24 protein-coding genes are annotated in these 20,080 nt (G+C 71.6%); 8 read left to right on the top strand and 16 right to left on the bottom strand.

Annotated elements, in window-relative coordinates:
* The first annotated feature begins 127 nt into the window (after positions 1-127).
* The gene (locus ABRP24_RS02745) at positions 128-1,483 is read left to right on the top strand and encodes an APC family permease (RefSeq protein ID WP_035809271.1); all 1,356 of its coding nucleotides are present in this window, start codon (positions 128-130) and stop codon (positions 1,481-1,483) included.
* Positions 1,484-1,554: 71 nt separating this feature from the next.
* Here the strand turns inward: ABRP24_RS02745 and ABRP24_RS02750 are convergent, their stop codons facing one another.
* The 3 genes from ABRP24_RS02750 to hxlB all read right to left on the bottom strand — a co-directional run bounded on the left by ABRP24_RS02750 (position 1,555) and on the right by hxlB (position 3,599).
* Positions 1,555-2,277 (bottom strand): alpha/beta hydrolase, encoded by a 723-nt coding sequence (locus tag ABRP24_RS02750; RefSeq protein WP_027466790.1) that lies wholly within the window; start codon positions 2,275-2,277, stop codon positions 1,555-1,557.
* Positions 2,278-2,400: 123 nt separating this feature from the next.
* Positions 2,401-3,024, bottom strand: a complete 624-nt coding sequence (gene hxlA, locus ABRP24_RS02755; RefSeq protein ID WP_027466791.1) for a 3-hexulose-6-phosphate synthase — start codon at positions 3,022-3,024, stop codon at positions 2,401-2,403.
* Between the two features lie 11 nt (positions 3,025-3,035).
* Positions 3,036-3,599: a 6-phospho-3-hexuloisomerase gene (gene hxlB / locus ABRP24_RS02760; protein ID WP_349847642.1), complete on the bottom strand. Its 564-nt coding sequence runs from the start codon at positions 3,597-3,599 to the stop codon at positions 3,036-3,038.
* A gap of 110 nt (positions 3,600-3,709) precedes the next feature.
* Here hxlB and ABRP24_RS02765 point away from each other — a divergent pair, with 110 nt between their 5' ends.
* A complete protein-coding gene (locus ABRP24_RS02765; RefSeq protein WP_071406217.1) occupies positions 3,710-4,555 on the top strand; it encodes a LuxR C-terminal-related transcriptional regulator in 846 nt (281 codons plus the stop codon).
* On the opposite strand, the gene ABRP24_RS02770 is transcribed toward ABRP24_RS02765, so the two are convergent.
* The 8 genes from ABRP24_RS02770 to ABRP24_RS02805 form a co-directional block, all read right to left on the bottom strand.
* A complete protein-coding gene (locus ABRP24_RS02770; protein ID WP_027466794.1) occupies positions 4,539-5,057 on the bottom strand; it encodes a helix-turn-helix domain-containing protein in 519 nt (172 codons plus the stop codon). The genes ABRP24_RS02765 and ABRP24_RS02770 overlap by 17 nt on opposite strands.
* A 96-nt stretch (positions 5,058-5,153) precedes the next feature.
* Positions 5,154-5,837, bottom strand: coding sequence for a response regulator (locus tag ABRP24_RS02775; protein ID WP_349847641.1), 684 nt, complete (start codon positions 5,835-5,837; stop codon positions 5,154-5,156).
* Positions 5,834-8,326 (bottom strand): ATP-binding protein, encoded by a 2,493-nt coding sequence (locus ABRP24_RS02780; protein ID WP_027466796.1) that lies wholly within the window; start codon positions 8,324-8,326, stop codon positions 5,834-5,836. Before ABRP24_RS02780 ends, ABRP24_RS02775 begins: the two co-directional genes overlap by 4 nt.
* A 130-nt stretch (positions 8,327-8,456) precedes the next feature.
* Positions 8,457-9,056, bottom strand: a complete 600-nt coding sequence (gene kdpC / locus ABRP24_RS02785) for a K(+)-transporting ATPase subunit C (RefSeq protein WP_173032680.1) — start codon at positions 9,054-9,056, stop codon at positions 8,457-8,459.
* 2 nt (positions 9,057-9,058) lie between these two features.
* Positions 9,059-11,158, bottom strand: a complete 2,100-nt coding sequence (gene kdpB, locus ABRP24_RS02790) for a potassium-transporting ATPase subunit KdpB (RefSeq protein WP_173032678.1) — start codon at positions 11,156-11,158, stop codon at positions 9,059-9,061.
* Positions 11,155-12,837, bottom strand: coding sequence for a potassium-transporting ATPase subunit KdpA (gene kdpA, locus ABRP24_RS02795; protein WP_301600545.1), 1,683 nt, complete (start codon positions 12,835-12,837; stop codon positions 11,155-11,157). Before kdpA ends, kdpB begins: the two co-directional genes overlap by 4 nt.
* A complete protein-coding gene (locus tag ABRP24_RS02800; RefSeq protein ID WP_259410128.1) occupies positions 12,837-12,926 on the bottom strand; it encodes a potassium-transporting ATPase subunit F in 90 nt (29 codons plus the stop codon). The genes kdpA and ABRP24_RS02800 overlap by 1 nt, the downstream gene beginning before the upstream one ends.
* On the bottom strand, positions 12,923-13,060 hold the full coding sequence (locus ABRP24_RS02805; RefSeq protein WP_155896901.1) for a hypothetical protein: 138 nt from the start codon (positions 13,058-13,060) through the stop codon (positions 12,923-12,925). Before ABRP24_RS02805 ends, ABRP24_RS02800 begins: the two co-directional genes overlap by 4 nt.
* 125 nt (positions 13,061-13,185) lie before the next feature.
* Between ABRP24_RS02805 and ABRP24_RS02810 the strand changes: the two genes are divergently transcribed.
* The gene (locus ABRP24_RS02810) at positions 13,186-13,524 is read left to right on the top strand and encodes a hypothetical protein (RefSeq protein WP_259410127.1); all 339 of its coding nucleotides are present in this window, start codon (positions 13,186-13,188) and stop codon (positions 13,522-13,524) included.
* On the opposite strand, the gene ABRP24_RS02815 is transcribed toward ABRP24_RS02810, so the two are convergent.
* The gene (locus ABRP24_RS02815; protein WP_349847640.1) at positions 13,511-14,455 is read right to left on the bottom strand and encodes a WYL domain-containing protein; all 945 of its coding nucleotides are present in this window, start codon (positions 14,453-14,455) and stop codon (positions 13,511-13,513) included. The two genes, ABRP24_RS02810 and ABRP24_RS02815, sit on opposite strands and share 14 nt — an antisense overlap.
* A gap of 62 nt (positions 14,456-14,517) precedes the next feature.
* Between ABRP24_RS02815 and ABRP24_RS02820 the strand changes: the two genes are divergently transcribed.
* Positions 14,518-14,937 carry a VOC family protein gene (locus tag ABRP24_RS02820; RefSeq protein ID WP_214523032.1) on the top strand — a complete coding sequence of 140 codons (420 nt, stop codon included), beginning with the start codon at positions 14,518-14,520 and terminating at the stop codon, positions 14,935-14,937.
* 19 nt (positions 14,938-14,956) lie between these two features.
* Here ABRP24_RS02820 and ABRP24_RS02825 read toward each other — a convergent pair whose 3' ends face one another.
* Positions 14,957-15,832 carry a putative RNA methyltransferase gene (locus ABRP24_RS02825; RefSeq protein ID WP_349847639.1) on the bottom strand — a complete coding sequence of 292 codons (876 nt, stop codon included), beginning with the start codon at positions 15,830-15,832 and terminating at the stop codon, positions 14,957-14,959.
* A gap of 34 nt (positions 15,833-15,866) precedes the next feature.
* Between ABRP24_RS02825 and ABRP24_RS02830 the strand changes: the two genes are divergently transcribed.
* Genes ABRP24_RS02830 through ABRP24_RS02845 form a run of 4 tightly spaced genes read left to right on the top strand, consistent with a single transcriptional unit; the run spans position 15,867 to position 18,865 of the window.
* Positions 15,867-16,622, top strand: a complete 756-nt coding sequence (locus tag ABRP24_RS02830; protein ID WP_349847638.1) for an SDR family oxidoreductase — start codon at positions 15,867-15,869, stop codon at positions 16,620-16,622.
* 49 nt (positions 16,623-16,671) lie between these two features.
* Positions 16,672-17,292, top strand: a complete 621-nt coding sequence (locus ABRP24_RS02835; protein ID WP_349847637.1) for a hypothetical protein — start codon at positions 16,672-16,674, stop codon at positions 17,290-17,292.
* Positions 17,293-17,343: 51 nt separating this feature from the next.
* On the top strand, positions 17,344-18,282 hold the full coding sequence (locus ABRP24_RS02840) for an aldo/keto reductase family oxidoreductase (protein WP_111056531.1): 939 nt from the start codon (positions 17,344-17,346) through the stop codon (positions 18,280-18,282).
* Positions 18,283-18,319: 37 nt separating this feature from the next.
* A complete protein-coding gene (locus ABRP24_RS02845) occupies positions 18,320-18,865 on the top strand; it encodes a GNAT family N-acetyltransferase (protein ID WP_301597235.1) in 546 nt (181 codons plus the stop codon).
* A gap of 81 nt (positions 18,866-18,946) precedes the next feature.
* Here ABRP24_RS02845 and ABRP24_RS02850 read toward each other — a convergent pair whose 3' ends face one another.
* The 3 genes from ABRP24_RS02850 to ABRP24_RS02860 form a co-directional block, all read right to left on the bottom strand.
* Positions 18,947-19,492, bottom strand: coding sequence for a hypothetical protein (locus ABRP24_RS02850; RefSeq protein WP_349847636.1), 546 nt, complete (start codon positions 19,490-19,492; stop codon positions 18,947-18,949).
* Between the two features lie 72 nt (positions 19,493-19,564).
* Entirely contained in the window at positions 19,565-19,777 is a 213-nt protein-coding gene (locus ABRP24_RS02855) for a hypothetical protein (RefSeq protein WP_155896902.1), read from the bottom strand.
* A 64-nt stretch (positions 19,778-19,841) separates the two neighbouring features.
* Positions 19,842-20,072: a hypothetical protein gene (locus ABRP24_RS02860; RefSeq protein ID WP_027466809.1), complete on the bottom strand. Its 231-nt coding sequence runs from the start codon at positions 20,070-20,072 to the stop codon at positions 19,842-19,844.
* Between the last annotated feature and the right edge of the window lie 8 nt (positions 20,073-20,080).

The following is a 20,080-nucleotide window of genomic DNA, read 5'->3' on the forward strand; positions in this document are numbered from 1 at the left end:
GACGCGCCGCACCCTGTGGAGAGAGTTCACCGGCCGCTCCGCTGTGCAGGGAGGACCCCCGCCACGGCGCACCTGTGAGGCCTCTGATACACACCCCGGCACGCTGACCCGGACGAAAGGCACCACCATGACCAGCGACACCACGGCCGCACCCCACGACGGCACGCAGTCGAAGCTCCGCCAGGCGATCACCGGCCCGCTGCTGTTCCTCTTCATCCTCGGCGACGTGCTCGGCGCCGGCATCTACGCCCTGATGGGGACGCTGGCGAAGGACGTCGGCGGTGCACTCTGGGCACCGCTGGTGCTCGCGCTCCTGCTGGCACTGCTCACGGCGGGCTCCTACGCCGAACTCGTGACGAAGTACCCGAAGGCCGGCGGTGCCGCGGTCTTCGCCGAACGCGCCTACAAGGCGCCCATCGTCTCGTTCCTGGTCGGGTTCAGCATGCTCGCCGCCGGCGTCACGAGCGCCGCCGGCCTGTCGCTCGCCTTCGCCGGCGACTACCTCGGCACGTTCGTCGACCTGCCGCCCGTGCCCACCGCGATCGTCTTCCTCGCCCTGATCGCCTGCCTGAACGCCCGCGGCATCTCCGATTCGCTCAAGAGCAACGTCGTGATGACGATCATCGAGGTCTCCGGCCTCGTCATCGTGATCGTCGTCGTGGCCGTGATGCTCGGCGGTGGCGGCGGTGACGTCTCCCGGATCGGCGCGTTCCCGTCCGAGGCCAACCCGGCCCTGGCGACCCTGAGCGCCGCGATCGTCGCCTACTACTCGTTCGTCGGCTTCGAGACGTCCGCCAACATCGCGGAGGAGGTCCGCGACCCCCGCCGCGTCTACCCGAAGGCCCTGTTCGGCGCCCTCGCCACGGCCGGCGTCGTCTACGTCCTCGTCGCCCTCGCCAGCGCGATCGCCCTGCCCGCTTCGGAGCTGTCCGAGTCCAGCGGCCCGCTGCTCGCGGTCGTCTCCGCCACCGGCGTCCCGATCCCCGACTGGGTCTTCAGCCTCATCGCCCTGGTCGCCGTCGCGAACGGCGCGCTGCTCACGATGATCATGTCGAGCCGCGTGACCTACGGCATGGCCGAGCAGCGGCTCCTGCCCGCCCTGCTCGCGAAGGTCCTGCCGAACCGGAAGACCCCGTGGACCGCCATCGTCGCCACCACGATCGTCGCGATGCTCCTGACCCTGGTGGGTGACGTGGGCGTGCTGGCCGAGACCGTCGTGCTCCTGCTGCTCTTCGTGTTCATCAGCACCAACGTCGCCGTCCTGGTGCTCCGCCGCGACCACGTCGAGCACGACCACTTCCGGGTCTGGACGTTCGTCCCGGTGCTCGGGGTGCTGTCGTGCATCCTGCTGCTGACGCAGCAGAGCGGTCAGGTCTGGCTCTACGCCGCGATCCTGCTCGCCGTCGGCGTGGTCCTGTACTTCGTCGCCCGGTTCACCGGGCGACGTTCCGGACGCGACCACGAGGCGGGCGTGATCCACTGACGGCACGTCCCACGGGCCTCCAGGCAGACCGTCTGGAGGCCCGTGGTGCGTCCGCCGGTCCACCCGCGTGGTCAGCGCAGGTCGCGCACCCAGGCCTCGATCGCGTCCGAGATCTGCTGGCGGGCATCAGCACGGCTGATGGTCGCCGTGCGGTCGCCCGGCTGGTCGCCGTAGGCGCCGAAGTCGGCGTGGTTCGAGCCCTGGATCTCGGTCATGGTGGCGGTCGACGGCAGCTTGTCCCGCGCGGCGTCGACCTTGGCCGGGGTCGACAGACCGTCACGCGAACCGGAGACGCTCAGCACGTCGATGTAGGAGCGGCTGATGTCGTTCGCGCAGTAGCTGCCGAGCAGCAGCAGGCCGTCGGCGTCCTGGGCGAGCTGGCACGCGCGGACCCCGCCGAGGGAGTGCCCGCCGACCGCCCAGCGGGTGACGGAGGGTGCGTGGGCCTCGAACGTGGCGAGCGGCCGGGTGTCGAAGAACGCGAGGTTCAGCGTCGGCTTCGTGATGACCACCGTCGTACCGTTGGCGACCACCTGCCGGAACGTGGCCATGTAGGCGTACGGATCGACCTTCGCGCCGGGGATGAAGACGATCCCGACCCCGTCGGCCTGGCCGGTCGGGGTCATCACCACCGAGTCACCGGCGTCCCGGACCGCGATCCGGTCGTCGCGCCAGACCTGCAGGGCGGCACTGCGGGTGCCCTGCATCACGATGTGGGCCCAGACGAGGAACACCACCGCGATCAGCACGACGACGGCGACGATCCAGGTGGTCCAGCGCAGCGCTCGGTTCATGTGGCCACCGTACGGCGCATCCGGACGGCGGCGTTCGCTTCGTGAGCAGGAATGGTCGGGTGCGACGTTCACACCCGACCATTCCTGCTCACGATGTCGCCCGGGAAGGGCGACCGGGACGCGCTACTTGATGGCGGCGCGGATCTCGGCGGCTGCTGCGCCGACGTCCGAGGCGCTGTAGATCGCGCTGCCGGCGACGGCGATGCGGGCACCGGCCTCCTGCACCGAGGCGACCGAGGACGCGTTCACGCCGCCCGCGATCGAGAACGGGACGCCCGACTCCTTGCCGGCGTCGAGCAGCGTCGAGAACGTGAAGCCCTCTTCGGCCTGCTCGTCGAGCCCGGCGTGGACCTCGACGAACTCGGCGCCGAGTGCGACGACCTCGCGGGCACGGGCGGCCTTGTCGGAGACGCCGATCAGGTCGACGACGATGCCCTTGCCGTGCTTCTTCGCGGCCTTGACGGCGCCGACGATCGTCGAGTCGCCGGCGACACCGAGGACGGTGACCAGGTCGGCACCGGCCGAGAAGGCGATGTCGGCCTCGAGCTCACCGGCGTCCATGGTCTTGAGGTCGGCGAACACGATCTTGTCGGGGTGTGCTTCCTTGATCGCGGTGACGGCGGACAGGCCGGCGCTCTTGATCAGGGGCGTGCCGAGCTCGAGGACGTCGACGTGCGGCGCGGCCGCGGCGGCGAGCTCGAGGGCGGCTTCGGTGGTCAGGGTGTCCATGGCGAACTGGAGCTGCATGGGTGTGCCTTTCATTCGAGGTTGGCGTGACGGGGCCAGAGGTCGTCGGCGGACTGCCCGCCTCGGGTCCACAGGGTGTGGAACACGGCGTCGCCCACCAGGGCGACGGCCTGTTCGAAGAGGCTGCCGGCGTACTGGGCCGAGGCCGTGCCGGAGCGGTCGGTCTTCGTCGCGGCGGGCAGCACGATCGTGACCTCCGCCAGCTCGGAGAGCGGGGAGTCGTCGGTGGTCGAGAGCGCCACGACGGCGGCTCCGACCTCGTGCGCGGTGCGTGCGGCCTGCACGATGCCGGTGGTCGTGCCGGAGCCGCTCGCGACGAGGAGCAGGTCGCCCGGTCGGATGGCCGGGGTGGTGACCTCGCCGACGACGTGCGCGTCGAGGCCGAGGTGCATGAGGCGCATCGCGGTCATGCGGAGGGCGAGTCCGGAGCGACCGGCGCCGTGGACGAACACCCGGTCGGCGCCCTCGATCAGGTCGAGTGCGCGCTGGGCCGGGGCGTCGTCGAGGCGGGCCGCCAGGTCGCCGACCTCGCGGACGACCAGGTCGAGCGCTGCGGAGACGGTGGTTGCTGCCATGCCCTCGATCCTTCCGTCGCGCGCCTCGGCACGCCGCTACCCGCCCCGGCAGGGACCCCATCCCATCGGGTGGGCCCGTCCGCTCGGGTGGGACGGGTACCGTCGCGTCCATGGACGCATCGGTCGACACCCTGGAGGCCCGGGGCGGCTCCGCCATCCGGCTCGCGGCCGCCGAGCACGCCCGCACGGTCGCCGAGCAGGCGGATCGGCACGCGCTGACCCTCGAGTCCGTCCTCGCCGTGCTCCGGTCGTCGCGGGTCACCGACGCGGCCGCCAGGGCCGAGGCCGTCGAGATCGCCTCGGCCGCCCTCGTCGACCTGCGCACCGTGACCGATCAGCAGCGGAGCACCCTGCTCGAACCCGTCACCGGCGCGTTCTCGCGGTTGCGCGCCGACCTGCGGCCGCTCGTGCGCTTCGGGGACCTCGACGTGCAGTTCGTCGAGCCGCCGGCCACCGGCCGTGCGCTCCCGGGTGACGTCGCCCACGCGGCCCGGGCGATCGTCCGGACCGCGGTGCTCGCCCTGGTCGACGACGGTGCGGCGAAGCGGGTGCGCATCCAGTGGGACTGCGACGGCCGGAACCTGCTCATGCAGCTCCGCGACGACGGCTCCGGCACGCTCGACGTGCACGACGACGCCATGCGGCCGATCGCGGAGCGGGTCGTCACGCTCGACGGGCGGGTGCAGGTCGCGAGCACGCCCGGCTGGGGGTCCGTGCTCGACATCTCACTGCCGCTCGACCCGCGGCCGACCGAGGTGGACGCGGTCGACGACGGCGACCTGACCCCGCGGGAGCGCGACGTCCTGCGGCTCGTGGCGACCGGTGTCGGCAACCGGGAGATCGCCGAGGGACTCGGCATCAGCGTCAACACCGTGAAGTACCACGTGGCGAACCTGCTCCGGAAGCACGGCGCCCGGACCCGGGCCGAGCTCGCGGCGTTCAGCTCCCGGGCGTGAACCGACGGGACCGCGACGAGGCGTCCCGACGAGACCGCGACAACGGGTACCGACGGTCGAGCGCGGGCTCGACGACGGTCGCCATCAGGAACTGGGAGAGCAGCCGCCCACCCGCCCAGTAGATGGGGATGACGAAGATCGCGGCACCCGGCCAGATGCGCGAACCGATGAGCGCCAGGGTGCCGAGCGTCACGACGATGCCGACACCGGAGTACAGGTACTGCCAGCCGCGCGAAGCAGCGTCGCGCTGCGCCTGCTCGCGCTCGGCGCGCTCGTCGAGACCGCGCACCCCGGGGTCGAGCGACGCCGGCTCCTCGGTGGCGAACAGGTCACGCACGGGGACCTCGAGGGCCGTGGCCACCGCGGACAGCGACTCGAGGCTCGCGTCGTTGCCGCTCTCCATCCGTTGCACCGTCCGCACGGCGATGCCGCTCGTCTCGGCCAGTCGTTCCTGGGTCCAGCCCCGCAGTCGTCGGAGTTCACCGATCCGCATCTCGTTCATGTCCTGAACAGTAGGGAACCGCGGAACGGCACACCACGACAGGGACCCGCCACCGACACGACAGCTTCCCGCCAGTTCCCCGACAGCGGTGGTCCCCTACGCTCCGGGGGCGAAGCGGTACCCCATGCCGGACTCCGTCACCAGGTAGCGCGGGTGCGCGGGGTCGGGCTCGAGCTTCCGCCGCAGCTGCGCCATGTACAGCCGCAGGTACCCGGAGTCGTTGCCGTGCGTCGGCCCCCAGACCTCGGTCAACAGCATCTCGCGGGTCATCAGGCGGTCGGGGTTCGTGACCAGGACCGCGAGCAGGCGCCACTCGGTGGGCGTCAGGCGGATCGCCGGACCCTCGGCCGGGGTGACCTGCTTCGCCACGAGGTCGACGAGCAGCGGTCCGATCGCGATCGTCGGGGTCTCCTCCGACGCCACCACCCGTCGCCGTCCGAGTGCCCGCAGCCGGGCGAGGAGCTCGTCCATCTGGAACGGCTTCGTCACGTAGTCGTCGGCACCTGCGTCGAGCGCGTCGACCTTGTCCGACGAGTCGGTGCGCCCGGAGAGCACGAGGACCGGCACCTGCGACCAGGCCCGGACGCCCTCGAGCACGCCGATGCCGTCGAGCCGGGGCATGCCGAGGTCGAGCAGCACCAGGTCGGGGCGCTCGGTGATGACGGCGTCGATCGCCTCGCGCCCGTCCCGAGCCGTGACGACGTCGTACCCGCGCGCCGAGAGCGTCACCGAGAGCGCGCGGACGAGCTGCGCGTCGTCGTCAGCGATCAGGACCTTCATCGGATCTCCACTCCCACGTGCCCGGCGATCGGCAGCCGCACCACGACGGTGAGCCCACCGCCCGGGGTGTCGTCGACCTCGATCGTGCCGCCCATGCCCTCGGTGAACCCGCGCGCCAGGGCCAGGCCGAGCCCGAGGCCGGTCTCGTTGTCGGTGTCACCGAGTCGCTGGAACGGCTGGAACACCTCGTCGCGGCGGTCCTCGGGGATGCCGGGGCCGTGGTCGGCGACGCGGAGTTCCACCCCGCCGGCGAACGCGCTCGCGGCGACCCGGACGTGGGTGCCGTCCGGGGCGTACCGGGCGGCGTTGGCGAGCAGGTTCACGACGACGCGCTGCAGCAGGACCGGGTCGGCGAGCACCGGCGGCAGATCCGCGGGCAGGTCGAGGTCGACGTCGTCCGGGCCGAGCTCCAGCTCGTCGAGGGCGGGGGCGACCACCGTCTCGAGCGCGATCGCCGCCGGGGTGACCGCGAGGACACCGGCCTGGACCCGGCTGACGTCCAACAGGTCTGCCAACAGCACCGCCAGCTGACCGAGGCTCTCGTCGGCGGTCGCGAGCAGCGCCTCCCGGTCGGCCCCGGACAGGTCGATGTCGGACGCACGCAGCGTCTGCACGGCGGCGGAGGCCGCGGCGATGGGGCGGCGCACGTCGTGGCCGACGGCCGCGAGCAGCGCGCTCCGGACCCGGTCGGCGGCGGCGATGCGCTCGGCGCCGACGGCGGTGCGTGTCAGTTCGCGGTGCTCGACGGCTGCGTCGAGCTGCTGCTCGACGACCCGCAACAGCCGGCGCTGGGTCGGGTCGTCGGGCGCGCCAGCGAACTCGAGCACGGCACCGGACGCCAGCGTCGTCGACGCGTCCGGCGTCGCACCGAACTCGCCGGAGGTCGCCGGCACCTCGTCGCCCTGGCGGATCCGGACGCCGGCGAAGCCGAACGCCTCTCGTGTGCGGTCGAGCAGTGCCTGCAGGGCGTCGTCGCCGCGGAGCACGCTGCCGGCGATGCCCATCAGGAGCCCGGACTCAGCCGAGGCCCGACGGGCAGCACGCGACCGCCGGGCGGACCGGTCGACCACGAAGCTGACCAGCACCGCACTGATCACGTACATGACCAGGGCGAACAGGTGCCACGGCTGCTGGACGGTGACCATGTAGAGGGGTTGCACGAAGAAGTAGTCGAGGCTCAGCCCGGACAGCACGGCCGTGAAGACCGCCGGCCACATCCCGCCCACGAGCGCCACGACCAGGACGAGCAGCTGGTACGCCAGTACGTCCACCGTGATGGCGTCCGGGTCGCTGCCGATCGACAGCACCCAGGTGAGCAGCGGCCCGACCAGGACCGACAGCACGAACGCGGCGACCACCCGGCCGCGGGACAGGCTGCCGCCGAGCTTGGGCAGGGTGATCCCGCCGCCGGCGCGCTCGTGCGTGACGACGTGCACGTCGATGTCGCCGGACTCGCGGATCACGGTGTTGCCGATCCCCGGACCGGTCATGGCGGCCGCGAGCCGGCTGCGGCGGCTGACCCCGATCACGATCTGGGTGGCGTCGATCGACCGCGCGAACCGCACCAGCGTGCTCGGCACGTCGTCGCCGACGACCTGGTGGTACGTGCCACCGAGCTGCTCGAGCAGGGTCCGCTGCTTGCCGAGCGCGCCGGGGTGCCGGACGCGCAGGCCGTCGTTCGTCGTCACGTGCACGGCGGCGAGTTCCCCACCGGCGCTGCGGGCGGCGATGCGGGCGCCGCGGCGCAGCAGGGTCTCGCCCTCGGGGCCACCGGTCAGGGCGACGAGCACGCGCTCCCGGGTCTCCCACCGGTGCTCGATGCCGTGCTCGGCGCGGTAGGCCTTGAGCGCGTCGTCGACCTCGTCGGCGAGCCAGAGCAGGGCGATCTCGCGCAGTGCGGTGAGGTTGCCGAGGCGGAAGTAGTTCGACAGCGCGGCGTCGATCCGGGCCGCCGGGTAGACGAGCCCGTCGGAGAGCCGTTCGCGCAGCGCTGCCGGGGCCAGGTCGACGACCTCGATCTGGTCGGCCGCACGCACCACGGCGTCGGGGACGGTCTCGCGCTGCACGGTGCCGGTGATCTCGCGGACCACGTCGCCGAGGGACTGCATGTGCTGCACGTTGACGGTCGAGATGACGTCGATGCCGGCGTCCCGCAGCGCTTCGACGTCCTGCCAGCGCTTCTCGTTCGGGCTCCCCGGGGCGTTCGTGTGCGCGAGTTCGTCGACCAGCGCGACCTCGGGTGCCCGGGCGATGACGGCGTCGAGGTCGAGGTCGTCGAGGTCGACACCCCGGTGCGAGACGGTGCGGCGGGGCACGACCTCGAGCCCGTTCACCAGTGCTGCGGTGGCGGCGCGCTCGTGCGTCTCGACGACGGCGACGACCACGTCGCGACCCTCGTCGAGCAACCGACGCCCCTCTTCGAGCATCGTGTAGGTCTTGCCGACACCGGGCGCCGCACCGAGCAGGACCCGCAGCTTCCCGCGCTTCACGTGCTCATCCTCTCGCGTGCGGGGGTCGGCGCGGGGGCTGGGCACAACCAAAGTGACCTCGCGCCGCGCGATTCCGCGGTTCCGCGCGACTTCGGTTGTGCGCAGCGCACTCGCGCCGGGCCACCCACGCTCAGGACGCCTTCGCCAGCGCCAGGTTCAGCGCGAGCACGTTCACCACGGGCTCACCGAGGAACCCGAGCTGCCGCGACTCGGTGTGCGACGCCACCAGCTGCTGCACGGTGTCCACTGACAGGCCGCGCGCCGAGGCCACACGGGCCACCTGCTGCGACGCGTAGGCCGGGCTGATGTCCGGGTCGAGCCCCGAACCGGAAGCGGTCACGGCGTCGGCGGGCACCTGCGCGGCGGAGACCCCGTCGGCCTTCGCCAGCGCCGCACGACGCTCCTCGACGGCCTTGAGCAGGTCCGCGTTGTTCGGCCCGAGGTTCGAGCCGGAGGACGCCCCGGCGTCGTAGCCGTCCCCGGCGGCGGACGGCCGCGACTGGAACCAGCGGTCGGCCTGCTTGCCCGTGAACGACTGCCCGATCAACGAGGAACCGACGACCTTGCCGGACGAGTCCGTGACCATCGAGCCGTTGGCCTGGTCGTGGAACGCCGCCTGGCCGACGCCCCAGACGGCGAGCGGGTACCCGACGCCCAGGACGACGGTGGCGACGAGGGTGAGGCGGATGGCCACACCGGCGGAACGGAAGGTGGAACGTGCAGATGCCATGACTAGAACCCCGGGATGAGACCGACCACGAGGTCGATCAGTTTGATGCCGATGAAGGGGACGACCACGCCGCCCAGCCCGTAGACGAGCAGGTTGCGGCCGAGGATCGACGACGCTGCGGCCGCGCGGTACTTGACGCCACGCAGGGACAGCGGGATGAGCGCCACGATGACGAGCGCGTTGAAGACGACCGCCGACAGGATCGCGGACGACGGGCTGTGCAGCCCCATGATGTTGAGCGCCGCGAGCCCCGGGAACGCCGCCTGGAACATCGCCGGGATGATCGCGAAGTACTTCGCGACGTCGTTGGCGATGGAGAAGGTGGTCAGGGCGCCGCGGGTGATGAGCAGCTGCTTGCCGATGCGGACGACGTCGATGAGCTTGGTCGGGTCGGAGTCGAGGTCGACCATGTTGCCCGCCTCCTTCGCCGCCGTCGTGCCGGTGTTCATCGCGACGCCGACGTCCGCCTGCGCCAGGGCCGGGGCGTCGTTGGTGCCGTCACCGGTCATGGCGACGAGGTTGCCGCCCTCCTGCTCGCGCTTGATGTACGCGAGCTTGTCCTCCGGGGTGGCCTCGGCGAGGAAGTCGTCGACGCCGGCCTCGTGGGCGATGGCGGCCGCGGTGCGCGGGTTGTCGCCCGTGATCATCACCGTGCGGATGCCCATCGACCGGAGCTCGGCGAACCGCGACGCCATGCCGTCCTTGACGACGTCCTTCAGGTGCACGACACCGAGCAGCGTGACCGCGCCCGTCGACGAGCGGCGACCGACGACGAGCGGGGTGCCGCCCTGGTCGGAGATCTCCGCGACGGTCGCATCGATGGCCGACACGACACCGGCTTCGGTGGTGTCCGCCCAGGCGAGCACTGCCGCAGCGGCACCCTTCCGGATCTGCGAGCCGTCGGGCAGGTCGAGACCCGACATGCGCGTCTGCGCCGTGAACGGCACCTCGACGGCGCCGTCCGGCAGGCCGACGGCGGCGCCGTCCTCGCGCGCCAGGTCGACGATCGAGCGCCCCTCAGGGGTCGAGTCCGCAGCACTCGACAGGGCTGCCGCTTCCATCAGCGAGGCCTCGCTCACACCCGGCACGGGCACCACGCGGGATGCCCGTCGGTTGCCGTAGGTGATCGTGCCGGTCTTGTCGAGCAGCAGCGTCGTGATGTCACCGGCGGCCTCGACCGCGCGGCCCGACATCGCCAGCACGTTGTGCTGCACGAGCCGGTCCATGCCGGCGATGCCGATCGCGGAGAGCAGGGCTCCGATGGTGGTCGGGATGAGGCAGACGAGCAGGGCGATGAGCACCGGCACGCTGACCGTCGCACCGACGAGCCCCGCGATGGGCTGCATCGTCAGGCAGACGATCACAAAGACGATCGACAACGAGGCGAGCAGGATGTTCAGCGCGATCTCGTTCGGCGTCTTCTGCCGTGCCGCACCCTCGACCAGGCGGATCATCCGGTCGATGAAGGTCTCACCCGGCGTCGAGGTGATGCGCACCACGATCCGGTCCGACAGCACCCGGGTGCCGCCGGTGACGGCACTGCGGTCACCGCCGGACTCGCGGATGACCGGCGCGGACTCACCCGTGACGGCCGACTCGTCGACCGACGCGATGCCGTCGATGACGTCCCCGTCGCCCGGGATGACCTCGCCGGCGACGACCACGACCACGTCGCCCTTGGCCAGGTCGACGGACGCGACCTCCTCGGTCTGGTTGCCGGTCGCGGCCGCGTCGGTCGTCGCGTACCCGAGCACCCGGCGGGCGCTCGTGGTCGAACGGGTCTTCCGCAGGGTGTCGGCCTGCGCCTTGCCGCGACCCTCGGCCACCGACTCCGCCAGGTTGGCGAAGACGACGGTGAGCCAGAGCCAGACGGCGATGGCGATCGTGAACGCGGACGGCTCGACGACGGCGGCCGCCGTCGTCAGCGCTGCGCCGACCTCGACGATGAACATGACGGGGTTCCGCCACATGAGTCGCGGATCGAGTTTCCGCAGGGCGCCCGGGAGGCCCGCCACCAGTTGGCGGGGTCCGAATGCGGACGAGCGGGTGGCCGGTTCCACGGCGGTGCGCGGTTCCGACTCCGTGGTCACGGGGGTGGTCATGACAGTCCTTCTGCGAGCGGACCCAGTGCGAGCACCGGGAAGTAGGTGAGTGCGGTGACGATGACGGCGACGCCGCCGAGCAGCCCGATGAACAGCGGGCGGTGGGTGGGCAGCGTGCCGGCGGTCTCCGGCACCCGGTCCTGCGCGGCGAGGGACCCGGCGAGCGCCAGGACGAACACCATCGGCACGAAGCGGCCGAGCAGCATCACGACGCCGAGCGAGGAGTTCATCCACGTGGTGTTCGCGGTGAGCCCGCCGAAGGCCGAGCCGTTGTTGTTCGCACCCGAGGTGAAGGCGTAGAGCAGCTCGGTCAGCCCGTGGTTGCCGGGGTTGAAGATCGACGTCCCGAGCACCTGTTCGCGGACCCCGGGGATCACGAGCGAGAGCCCGGTGGCCAGGAGCACGAGCGTCGGCGTGACGAGGATGTACAGCGCCGCGAAGGTCATCTCCTTGGCGCGGATCTTCTTGCCGAGGTACTCCGGGGTGCGACCGACGAGCAGTCCGCCGATGAACACCGTGATGACGGCGAGCACGAGCATTCCGTACAGGCCGGATCCGACGCCGCCGGGGGTGACCTCGCCGAGCATCATGTTGACGAGCGCCATCATCCCGCCGATCGGGGTGTAGCTGTCGTGCATCGCGTTGACCGCACCGGTGGACGTCGAGGTGGTCGCGGTCGAGAAGAGCGTCGAACCGAGGATGCCGAAGCGGCTCTCCTTGCCCTCCATCGCGGCCCCGGCAGCGTGTGTGGCGACACCGCCGCCGCCGAGCTCGGCGATCGACATGACCGACAGCGACACGAGGAAGATCGCACCCATCACGGCGAGGATCGCGTACCCCTGGCGGTCGTCGCCGACCAGTCGCCCGAACGTGCGCGGGAGCGAGAACGGGATGACGAGCATCAGGAAGATCTCGACGAGGTTCGTCCATGCCTGCGGGTTCTCGAACGGGTGCGCCGAGTTGGCGTTGAAGTAGCCGCCACCGTTCGTGCCGAGTTCCTTGATCGCCTCCTGCGAGGCGACGAACCCGTCGGGGATGTGCTGCGTGCCGCCGATGAGCGTGGTGACGTCGGTACCGCTCCCCCACGACTGGACGACCCCGCCGGCGACGAGGATGATCGCGAAGACGAACGCGCCGGGCAGCAGCAGGCGGCCGAGGCCGCGGACGATGTCCACCCACACGTTGCCGAGCGTGCCGGACTTGCGGCGGGCGAACCCACGCACCAGGGCCACGGCGACCGAGAGACCGACGGCCGCGGACAGGAAGTTCTGCACCGCGAGGCCGGCCATCTGCACCGAGTAGCCGAGGGTGGCCTCGGGCGAGTAGGACTGCCAGTTCGTGTTCGCGACGAACGACGCCGCAGTGTTGAACGCGAGCGAGGGTCCGACAGCGGGAAGCCCGAGGTCGCCGGGCAGGACGACCTGGATGCGCTGCAGCAGGTAGACGAGCAGGAGCCCGGCGACGCTGAACAGCAGCACGCCGCGCAGGTACACGGGCCAGGACTGCTCGGCGTCCGGGTCGACCCCGATCAGCCGGTAGACCCCGCGCTCGACCCGGTTGTGGCGGACGGGCGTGAAGACCTTCGCCATCCAGTCACCGAGCGGGCGGTACGCGACGACGAGCAGCAGGACGAGGGTGGCGACCTGGGCGATGCCCGCCCAGACGTCCGCGGCGCCCACTAGAAGCGCTCCGGACGCACGAGCGCCCAGACGAGGTACACGACTGCGGCGATGCCGAGGACGGCGGCCGAGATGGTGATGCCGATCACAGCCGTTCCACCCCCTTGGCGATCAGTGCCACCACGCCGAACACGGCGAGGACACCGGCGACGACGAACACGTCGAACACGAGGGACTCCAGAAGATCTGCGGTGTCCGCGCCGGGTGACGCGGACGGCACCATGTGTGGTGCCGAGACCGATGCTGGGTCCTGCGCCGCGCCTCCAGGCCGCTCCTAACGGATCCCTGACGCCGCCCTGGCGGACGCATGCACGCTCCTAACGCGTTCCGGCGTCCTACGATCGAGACGTGACGATCCCCGTGGTCCCCGCCCGTCCCGGTACGACGGCGTCCGTCGTGGCGGCCGGACTGCTGGCGGTCGCCGGCGTCGGGTTCGGTGTGCTCTGGGGGACGGTGTTCGCGCCGCTGTGGCTCTTCGGCGAACGGCGACAGATGCTGCTGTGGTTCTGGGCGGCACCGTTGTCCGTCGTGCCGTGGCTCGTGGCCGTCGCGGCGCTCGTGCTCGCCGCGACGGGGTGGTTCCGCGGTGGTGGCCGGAGCCGGGCGGCGTTGACCATCGGGTGCATCGCGTTCGTCGTGCTCGCGCCGGTGGCGATGTTCTTCGGCGGATCCATCACGGGCGACTGACGCGCAACCGGTCGACGAGGTCGGCCACGGCCTCGACGAGCTCGTCCGGACCCACGACGACGAAGTCGACCGCAAGTCCCGCGACCACGCCGGCGAGCCCGTCCCACGACCACGATCCGAGGGTGACGCGGGTCCGGTCGTCCTCGAGCTGCTCGACCAGGGCGTCCTCGGGCAGGTACGGCGTGATCCGCCGCGCATCGTCCGCCGTCGTGGTCAGCGAACCGGTGCACGGCCACACGTCGTCGACCGCGGACCCCTTGAACCGCGCGGACACGAACGCGGCCGCATCGCCACCGGGGATCGGTCGCGGCGTGAAGGGGACGCGGGTGCGCATCCGGGGCGTGATCCGGTCGATGCGGTGCGTGCGCCAGTCGTCGCGGTCGACATCCCGGTCGAGCAGGTACCAGCGACCGTTCCGGGCGACGACGGCGTGCGGTTCCACCCGGTGCGGGGTCTCGTCGTCGCCGTACCCGAAGCGGAAGACCTCCCGCAGGTGGACGGCCTCGCTCACCGCCACCAGGACCTCCGGGTCGGTGGTGGTCCGGCTCGCCGCGGTCACGGCCTGCACCGCGTCGACCCGGGACCGCAGCCGCGCGGGCATCACCTGCCGAACGGTCGCGAGGGCACGAGCCGCCGACTCGGCGACGTCCGCCCCCGAGGCCGGTGCCACGGCGAGCGCCAGGGCGATCGCCACCGCCTGGTCGTCGTCGAAAAGCAGCGGGGGCAGGTCGGATCCGGCCTCGAGCCGGTAGCCGCCGGCCGGTCCGCGGAGCGCCTCGACCCGGTACCCGAGCCCGCGGAGCCGATCGACGTCGCGGCGGACGGTGCGGGGACTGACGTCGAGCCGCCCGGCGAGCTCGTCCCCCGGCCAGTCGCGGTGCACCTGGAGCAGGGAGAGCAGCGCGAGCATCCGTGCGGAGGGTCCGGCCATGACGTCCATCTTCGTCCGAGAAGCGGACACGATCTGACCGCATTGCCCGACATCCTCGTCCCATGAGCATCGAGACGACAACCCACCTCAACTTCGACGGCGACGCCCGCGCGGCGCTCGACTTCTACGCATCGGTCTTCGGCGGCGAGGTCACCGCCGCCACCTACGGCCAGATGGGCGCCCTGGACGACCCAGCCTGGGCGGACCGGATCGTGTTCGGTCAGGTCTCCACGACCGCCGGCTTCCGCGTCATGGCCTTCGACGTCTGGCCCGGGCAGCCCTACGACCAGGGATCGAACGCCTTCTACGTGTTCGTGCACGGCGACGACACCGCCGAGGTCCAGCGGTACTGGGCCGCACTGTCCGACGGCGCCGAGATCCGGCAGCCCCTGGAACCCTCGGCCTGGGCACCGTTGGCCGGGCAGCTGCGCGACCGCTTCGGCGTGGTCTGGCAGCTCGACGTCGCCCCGGCTGGCGACTAGTCGGTCCTCACGGTCGCGGTCAGCGCGTCGGCGTCCACGTCGACACGGTGACCGCGGCCGTCACCGTCGCCGGCTCGAACACGGTGTCCGCCGCGACGTGGTGGTGACTCGGCCCCATGTGCACCACGTCGTGGACGTCCTCCGCCGACAGCTCCATGGTCCACGTCAGGTCCTCGGAGGACCGCAGCGCGAACGACGGCGTCAGGGAGTCGTGCAGCCGGCGCTCCTTCTCCGGGTCCACGCTGATCGTCGCCTCGGCGAGCTCCGCCAGGTGGCCGGTCCGCGGGGTCACCACCGCGAGCACGCCGTCGGCGTGCAGGACGCGGGCGTACTCGGTCTGGTTGCGGGGTGCGAAGACGTCGAGCAGGACGGCGGCAGCGCCGTCGACGACCGGGAGGCGCTCGGTCACGTCCCCGACGACGGCCCCCGCGCGCTCGTGGGCGCGTGCCGCACGCCGGATCGCGACGGCCGACAAGTCCAACGCGACCCCGAGACGTGGACCCGGCCGACCGCCGGCCGGAGCAGACGCGTCCGGCGCGGCCACGGGCCTCCCGTCCGGAACGTTCGCAGCGTCCAGCGCGTGCGCCAGGTAGGTCCCCGGACCGGAACCGACGTCGAGCACGACGCCGGGCGCGGCGGCGTCCGCGACGATCGCGGCGAGCGCCCGCTCGACGGGCGCGTAGTGCCCACGCCCCAGGAACCGCAGCCGCGCGTCCACCATCTCCGGGGTGTCCGCGGTCAGTGCGCGGCGCTTCGCGGGCAGGAGGGTCAGGTGGCCCTGCTTCGCCTCGTCGAACCGGTGCCCGTTCGGGCAGCCGACCTGGCCGCCGTCGACGCGGCCGAGGGGCTCGGCGCACACGGGGCAGGCGAGCATCGGCAGCAGGTCGTCACGCACCGGCCCAGCGTACGGGCCTCGGTAGCCTGACCGGATGTCGCTGCAGCAGCTCTTCGGCCTCGACGGCCGCACCGCACTCGTGACGGGAGGCAGCTCCGGCATCGGCCGAGCGATCGCCACCGCACTCGCCGACGCGGGTGCTCACGTCCTCGTCGCCGCCCGGACGCCCGCGACCATCGACGCCACCGTCGCCGGCATCCGCCAGGCGGGCCGCTCGGCCGACGGCGTCGTCGCGGACCTGTCCTCCCGCGCCGGAGCCCACGCACTCGCGGACTCCGCTGGCGACGTGGACGTGCTGGTGAACTCCGCCGGGATCAACCTGCGGCCGCCGATGCCCGAACTCGACGAGGCCACCTGGGACGCCACGATGGCCGTCAACCTCGACGCGCCGTTCGTGCTCGGGCAGCGGCTCGCACCCGGGATGGCGGCCCGCGGGTACGGGCGGATCGTGTCGATCAGTTCGCAGCAGGCCCACCGCCCCTTCGCCGCCAGCGGCGCGTACGGGGTCTCCAAGGCCGGCCTGGAGGCGCTGGCCCGGTCCCAGGCAGAGGCCTGGTCCGTGCAGGGGGTCACCTCCAACGTCCTCGTCCCCGGTTTCGTACGTACCCCGCTCAACGAGCGGCTCGGTTCCGACCCGGCGACGGTGGCGGCCCTCGCCGCACGGACGCTGGTCGGCCGGAACGGGCTGGCGTCGGACTTCGCCGCGGCGGCGGTGTTCCTCGCCGGGCCCGGGTCGGCCTACGTCACCGGGCAGTCCATCGCGGTGGACGGCGGGTTCTCCGTCCACTGACCTCGAGGTGCGCCGACGGCAGTGTGCTGCGCGGCAGTACGGTCAGGACATGGCAGTCATCGAGCAGGCAACGCTCCGCCCCTCCAAGGCCCAGGCGCTCGCCGCCTGGCTCCCTGACCAGGCGTGGAGCGGCGTCGTCGCGGGATCGCCGCTCCAGGTCGTCGGGCAGTTCCGGTTCGACGACCCCGCTGGCCAGGTCGGCATCGAGGTGCTCCTCGTCCGCACCGACGACGGCCGGGTCCTGCAGGCGCCACTGACCTACCGGGATGCACCACTGCCCGGCGCCGACGCGTTCCTGGTCACCGAGATGGACCACTCCGTGCTCGGGCGACGGTGGGTGTACGACGCCGTGGGCGATCCGGTCCATGCCGACGTCCTGCGCCGGGCGATCGTCACCGGTGGGCACGAAGCGGAGCTCGAGTTGGCCAACGGTGCCGGACAGCGGCCGAAGGACGCCTGGGCCCGCGGGAGCGGCTCGGCATCCGACTCCCCCACGATCACCTCGGTGCGAGCGACCGCTGCGGACGCCCTGACGTCGATCGCGAGCGACCATGGCACGATCGTCATCGCTCGGGTCGTCGGCACGGACCTGCCCGAGGGCGAGACGCTGGAAGGGACGTGGGTCGACGGCTCCGGGGTGCTCGCCGCCCTGCTGCCCGAACGCGCCTGAGGTACTGGCAGGGCCTGCCTGCACCGGGGACCGGCTGGCAGGATCGAGGGCGTGAAGACACTGGAGTTGCCACAGACAGACCTCACCGCTTCCGACGTCGTCGTCGGACTGATGCGGATCAACGACATGAGCGACGAGGACATCCGTTCGCTCTACAGCGCCTCGCGCGACGCGGGCGTGAACATGTTCGACCACGCCGCGGTGTACGGCGAATGGCACGGCTGCGAGCAGCGGTTCGGCGCGGCGGTCACGCTGTCGCCCGCGGAACGCGCCGAGATCGTGCTGCAGACCAAGGTCGGCATCCGACCGACGCCGAAGGGCGCCTACTTCGACTTCTCGTACGAGCACATCCTCGAGTCCGTGCACGAGTCGCTCGAGGCGCTGCAGACCGAGTACGTCGACGTCCTGCTGCTGCACCGCCCCGACGCCCTGGTCGAGCCGGAAGAGGTCGCGAAGGCCTTCGACGAGCTGCACGCCGCCGGCAAGGTGCACCACTTCGGCGTCTCGAACCACACCCCCGGCCAGGTCGACCTGCTCAAGAAGCACGTCCGCCAGCCGCTCGCGTTCAACCAGGTGCAGCTGAGCATCACGCACGCCAACGTGATCTCGCAGGGTCTGACAGCGAACATGGGTGGCCTCGAGCAGTCGGTTGATCGCGACAACGACATCCTCAACTACTCACGCATCAACGACGTCACGCTCCAGGCCTGGTCGCCGTTCCAGAAGGGCTTCTTCGACGGCGTCTTCCTGGGCGACCGTGAGCAGTACGCCGAGCTGAACGACGTGCTCGAGGAGGTCGCAGCGGCGCACGGTGTCACCCCGACCGGCATCGCGGTCGCGTGGATCACCCGCCACCCCGCGCACTTCCAGGTCGTCCTCGGCACGACGAACCCGCAGCGTGTGCGGGACTCGGCCGCCGGCTCGGACGTCGAGCTGTCGCGCGAGGAGTGGTACCGGATCTTCACCGCGGCTGGACACACCGTTCCCTGAGCGGGAACGGCCCGGTGGGGTCGGGCAGGGTGGGGTCGTGCTCCACGATCTCGCCCTGCCCGTCCGCCTGACCACACGCTCCGGCGAGGTGACGCTGCGGAACGCCACGGAAGCGGACCTCGACGCACTCATGACGCTGTTGTCCGACGACCCGATCAGCGCCGCGCGTGGAGACGTCGCCGCACCGGCGGACCGCCCGCAGTACGCCGAGGCACTCCGGTCGATCGTGGACGACCCGGCGAACGCGCTGCTCGTCGCCGAGGACCCCGACGGGCAGCTCGTCGGGACGCTGCAGCTCACCCGGATCCCCGGCATGGCTCGTCGTGGCGCCACCCGATTGCTCGTCGAGGCGGTGCGGGTCAGCAGTGCTCTGCGATCCGGCGGCATCGGGAGTGCCCTGATGCGCTGGGTGACCGACGTCGCGGCACCGGCCCTCGGGACCCCGCTCGTGCAGCTCACGTCCGACGCTGCACGGACCGATGCGCACCGGTTCTACGAGCGCCTCGGCTTCACCGGCTCGCACGTCGGGTTCAAGTACCGGGTCTCCGACCCTTCCGCCATCCCGCCTGATATGTCACACTGAGACCAGTCGCCCCATCGAGGTGGGTGCGGAAGTGATCCCCGGGAGCTCCTGCGGTATAGCGGGGCCCGGGGATTCGCGCGTTCACCGACGGTGTTCGTGGACGCTCAGCACATGGCCCAGCTGCTCGAGGTAGGCCGTTTCCCCTCGCCGAGCCAGCGCGACCACGCCGCACACCGCGTCCGCCGCCCAGAGAAGTGGCTCGCGGCCACCCGGCAGGTGCTCGAACGCCAACCCGTGCACCAACTTGCGTGATCGCAAGGCGTCGAGGTGCGCACGATCGTTCCGGTCCGAGGGCCCGCGAGATTCGAGGACGACTCGATCGACACCGCCCGCGCGGAGTTCCAAGATCAAGTGCTCAAGAGCGAGACGGCGACGACGCTCGCTCCGGACGGATGGGTCGGTCACGCTCACGACCCCGATGGCTGCGAACGGATGGTCGCACAGCATCCCGACGATCCCGGTGCGGTGCCGGGCGTCGCTCTCGGACCAGTGCAGCTTCCGCGCCGATCGTGGCTTGATGGCGCAGAGCGAGTCCTGGAACCGCTCACCATCGCTGTCGGCAACTGTGACCGCCCCGAGGATGTACGCGCCGGGGTCACGTTCGTCTCCGGGCTCGGATTCGTCCACGTACGCCGTCGGTACCATTCCGGAATACTACCGGTCGGATGGGACCGCGCGGCCGCTGCAGCCGGGCGCGCGCTAGTCGTCGGAGTCGGCGCCAGCAGACCTCGGCGTCGGCACGTTCACGTCGACCGGGGAAACCCCGGCGGGATCGGCCGAGGCACCACCCACGACGTCGAACGAGATCCCGAGCATCGCCGGGTCCTCGTCGAGCTCGAGCCCGTCCTGACGGACCTTGTCCTCCGGGATTGCACGGCCACCAGACGGGTCCCACGAGTTCGCGATCGACATGCGCACGAGCATGCCCGAGCCGCTTGGCAATCGCCCAAGAAACCCCGGAGGAACCCCGGAACGGTCAGAGGTCGTCCGGGTGCAGCCGCTCACCGGCCTGCGGACGCCGGAACACCGGGCCGCCGCCAGCCTCGTCCTCGTCGTGGTGGCTGACGGGCGAGACGCTCGGGTCGACGGAGTCGTCGCCGACGTCGGCGCCGCGGTCCTCCTCCATCTCGAGCTCGGACTCGTCACTGCCGTCCACGGGGATGGACCGGCCCTGCTGTTCGGGATCGAACGGTGCGCTCATCGACATGGGGCGAG

Source organism: Curtobacterium sp. WHRI 8282, assembly GCF_040223925.2.
GTDB classification, from domain to species: Bacteria; Actinomycetota; Actinomycetes; order Actinomycetales; family Microbacteriaceae; genus Curtobacterium; species Curtobacterium flaccumfaciens.

Coding starts and splice junctions, on each gene's coding strand:
- ABRP24_RS02745 (WP_035809271.1), top strand. CDS start 128: ATGACCAGCGACACCACGGCCGCACCCCACGACGGCACGCAGTCGAAG.
- ABRP24_RS02750 (WP_027466790.1), bottom strand. CDS start 2,277: ATGAACCGAGCGCTGCGCTGGACCACCTGGATCGTCGCCGTCGTCGTG.
- hxlA (WP_027466791.1), bottom strand. CDS start 3,024: ATGCAGCTCCAGTTCGCCATGGACACCCTGACCACCGAAGCCGCCCTC.
- hxlB (WP_349847642.1), bottom strand. CDS start 3,599: ATGGCAGCAACCACCGTCTCCGCAGCGCTCGACCTGGTCGTCCGCGAG.
- ABRP24_RS02765 (WP_071406217.1), top strand. CDS start 3,710: ATGGACGCATCGGTCGACACCCTGGAGGCCCGGGGCGGCTCCGCCATC.
- ABRP24_RS02770 (WP_027466794.1), bottom strand. CDS start 5,057: ATGAACGAGATGCGGATCGGTGAACTCCGACGACTGCGGGGCTGGACC.
- ABRP24_RS02775 (WP_349847641.1), bottom strand. CDS start 5,837: ATGAAGGTCCTGATCGCTGACGACGACGCGCAGCTCGTCCGCGCGCTC.
- kdpC (WP_173032680.1), bottom strand. CDS start 9,056: ATGGCATCTGCACGTTCCACCTTCCGTTCCGCCGGTGTGGCCATCCGC.
- kdpB (WP_173032678.1), bottom strand. CDS start 11,158: ATGACCACCCCCGTGACCACGGAGTCGGAACCGCGCACCGCCGTGGAA.
- ABRP24_RS02805 (WP_155896901.1), bottom strand. CDS start 13,060: ATGGTGCCGTCCGCGTCACCCGGCGCGGACACCGCAGATCTTCTGGAG.
- ABRP24_RS02815 (WP_349847640.1), bottom strand. CDS start 14,455: ATGGCCGGACCCTCCGCACGGATGCTCGCGCTGCTCTCCCTGCTCCAG.
- ABRP24_RS02820 (WP_214523032.1), top strand. CDS start 14,518: ATGAGCATCGAGACGACAACCCACCTCAACTTCGACGGCGACGCCCGC.
- ABRP24_RS02830 (WP_349847638.1), top strand. CDS start 15,867: ATGTCGCTGCAGCAGCTCTTCGGCCTCGACGGCCGCACCGCACTCGTG.
- ABRP24_RS02835 (WP_349847637.1), top strand. CDS start 16,672: ATGGCAGTCATCGAGCAGGCAACGCTCCGCCCCTCCAAGGCCCAGGCG.
- ABRP24_RS02855 (WP_155896902.1), bottom strand. CDS start 19,777: ATGTCGATCGCGAACTCGTGGGACCCGTCTGGTGGCCGTGCAATCCCG.
- ABRP24_RS02860 (WP_027466809.1), bottom strand. CDS start 20,072: ATGTCGATGAGCGCACCGTTCGATCCCGAACAGCAGGGCCGGTCCATC.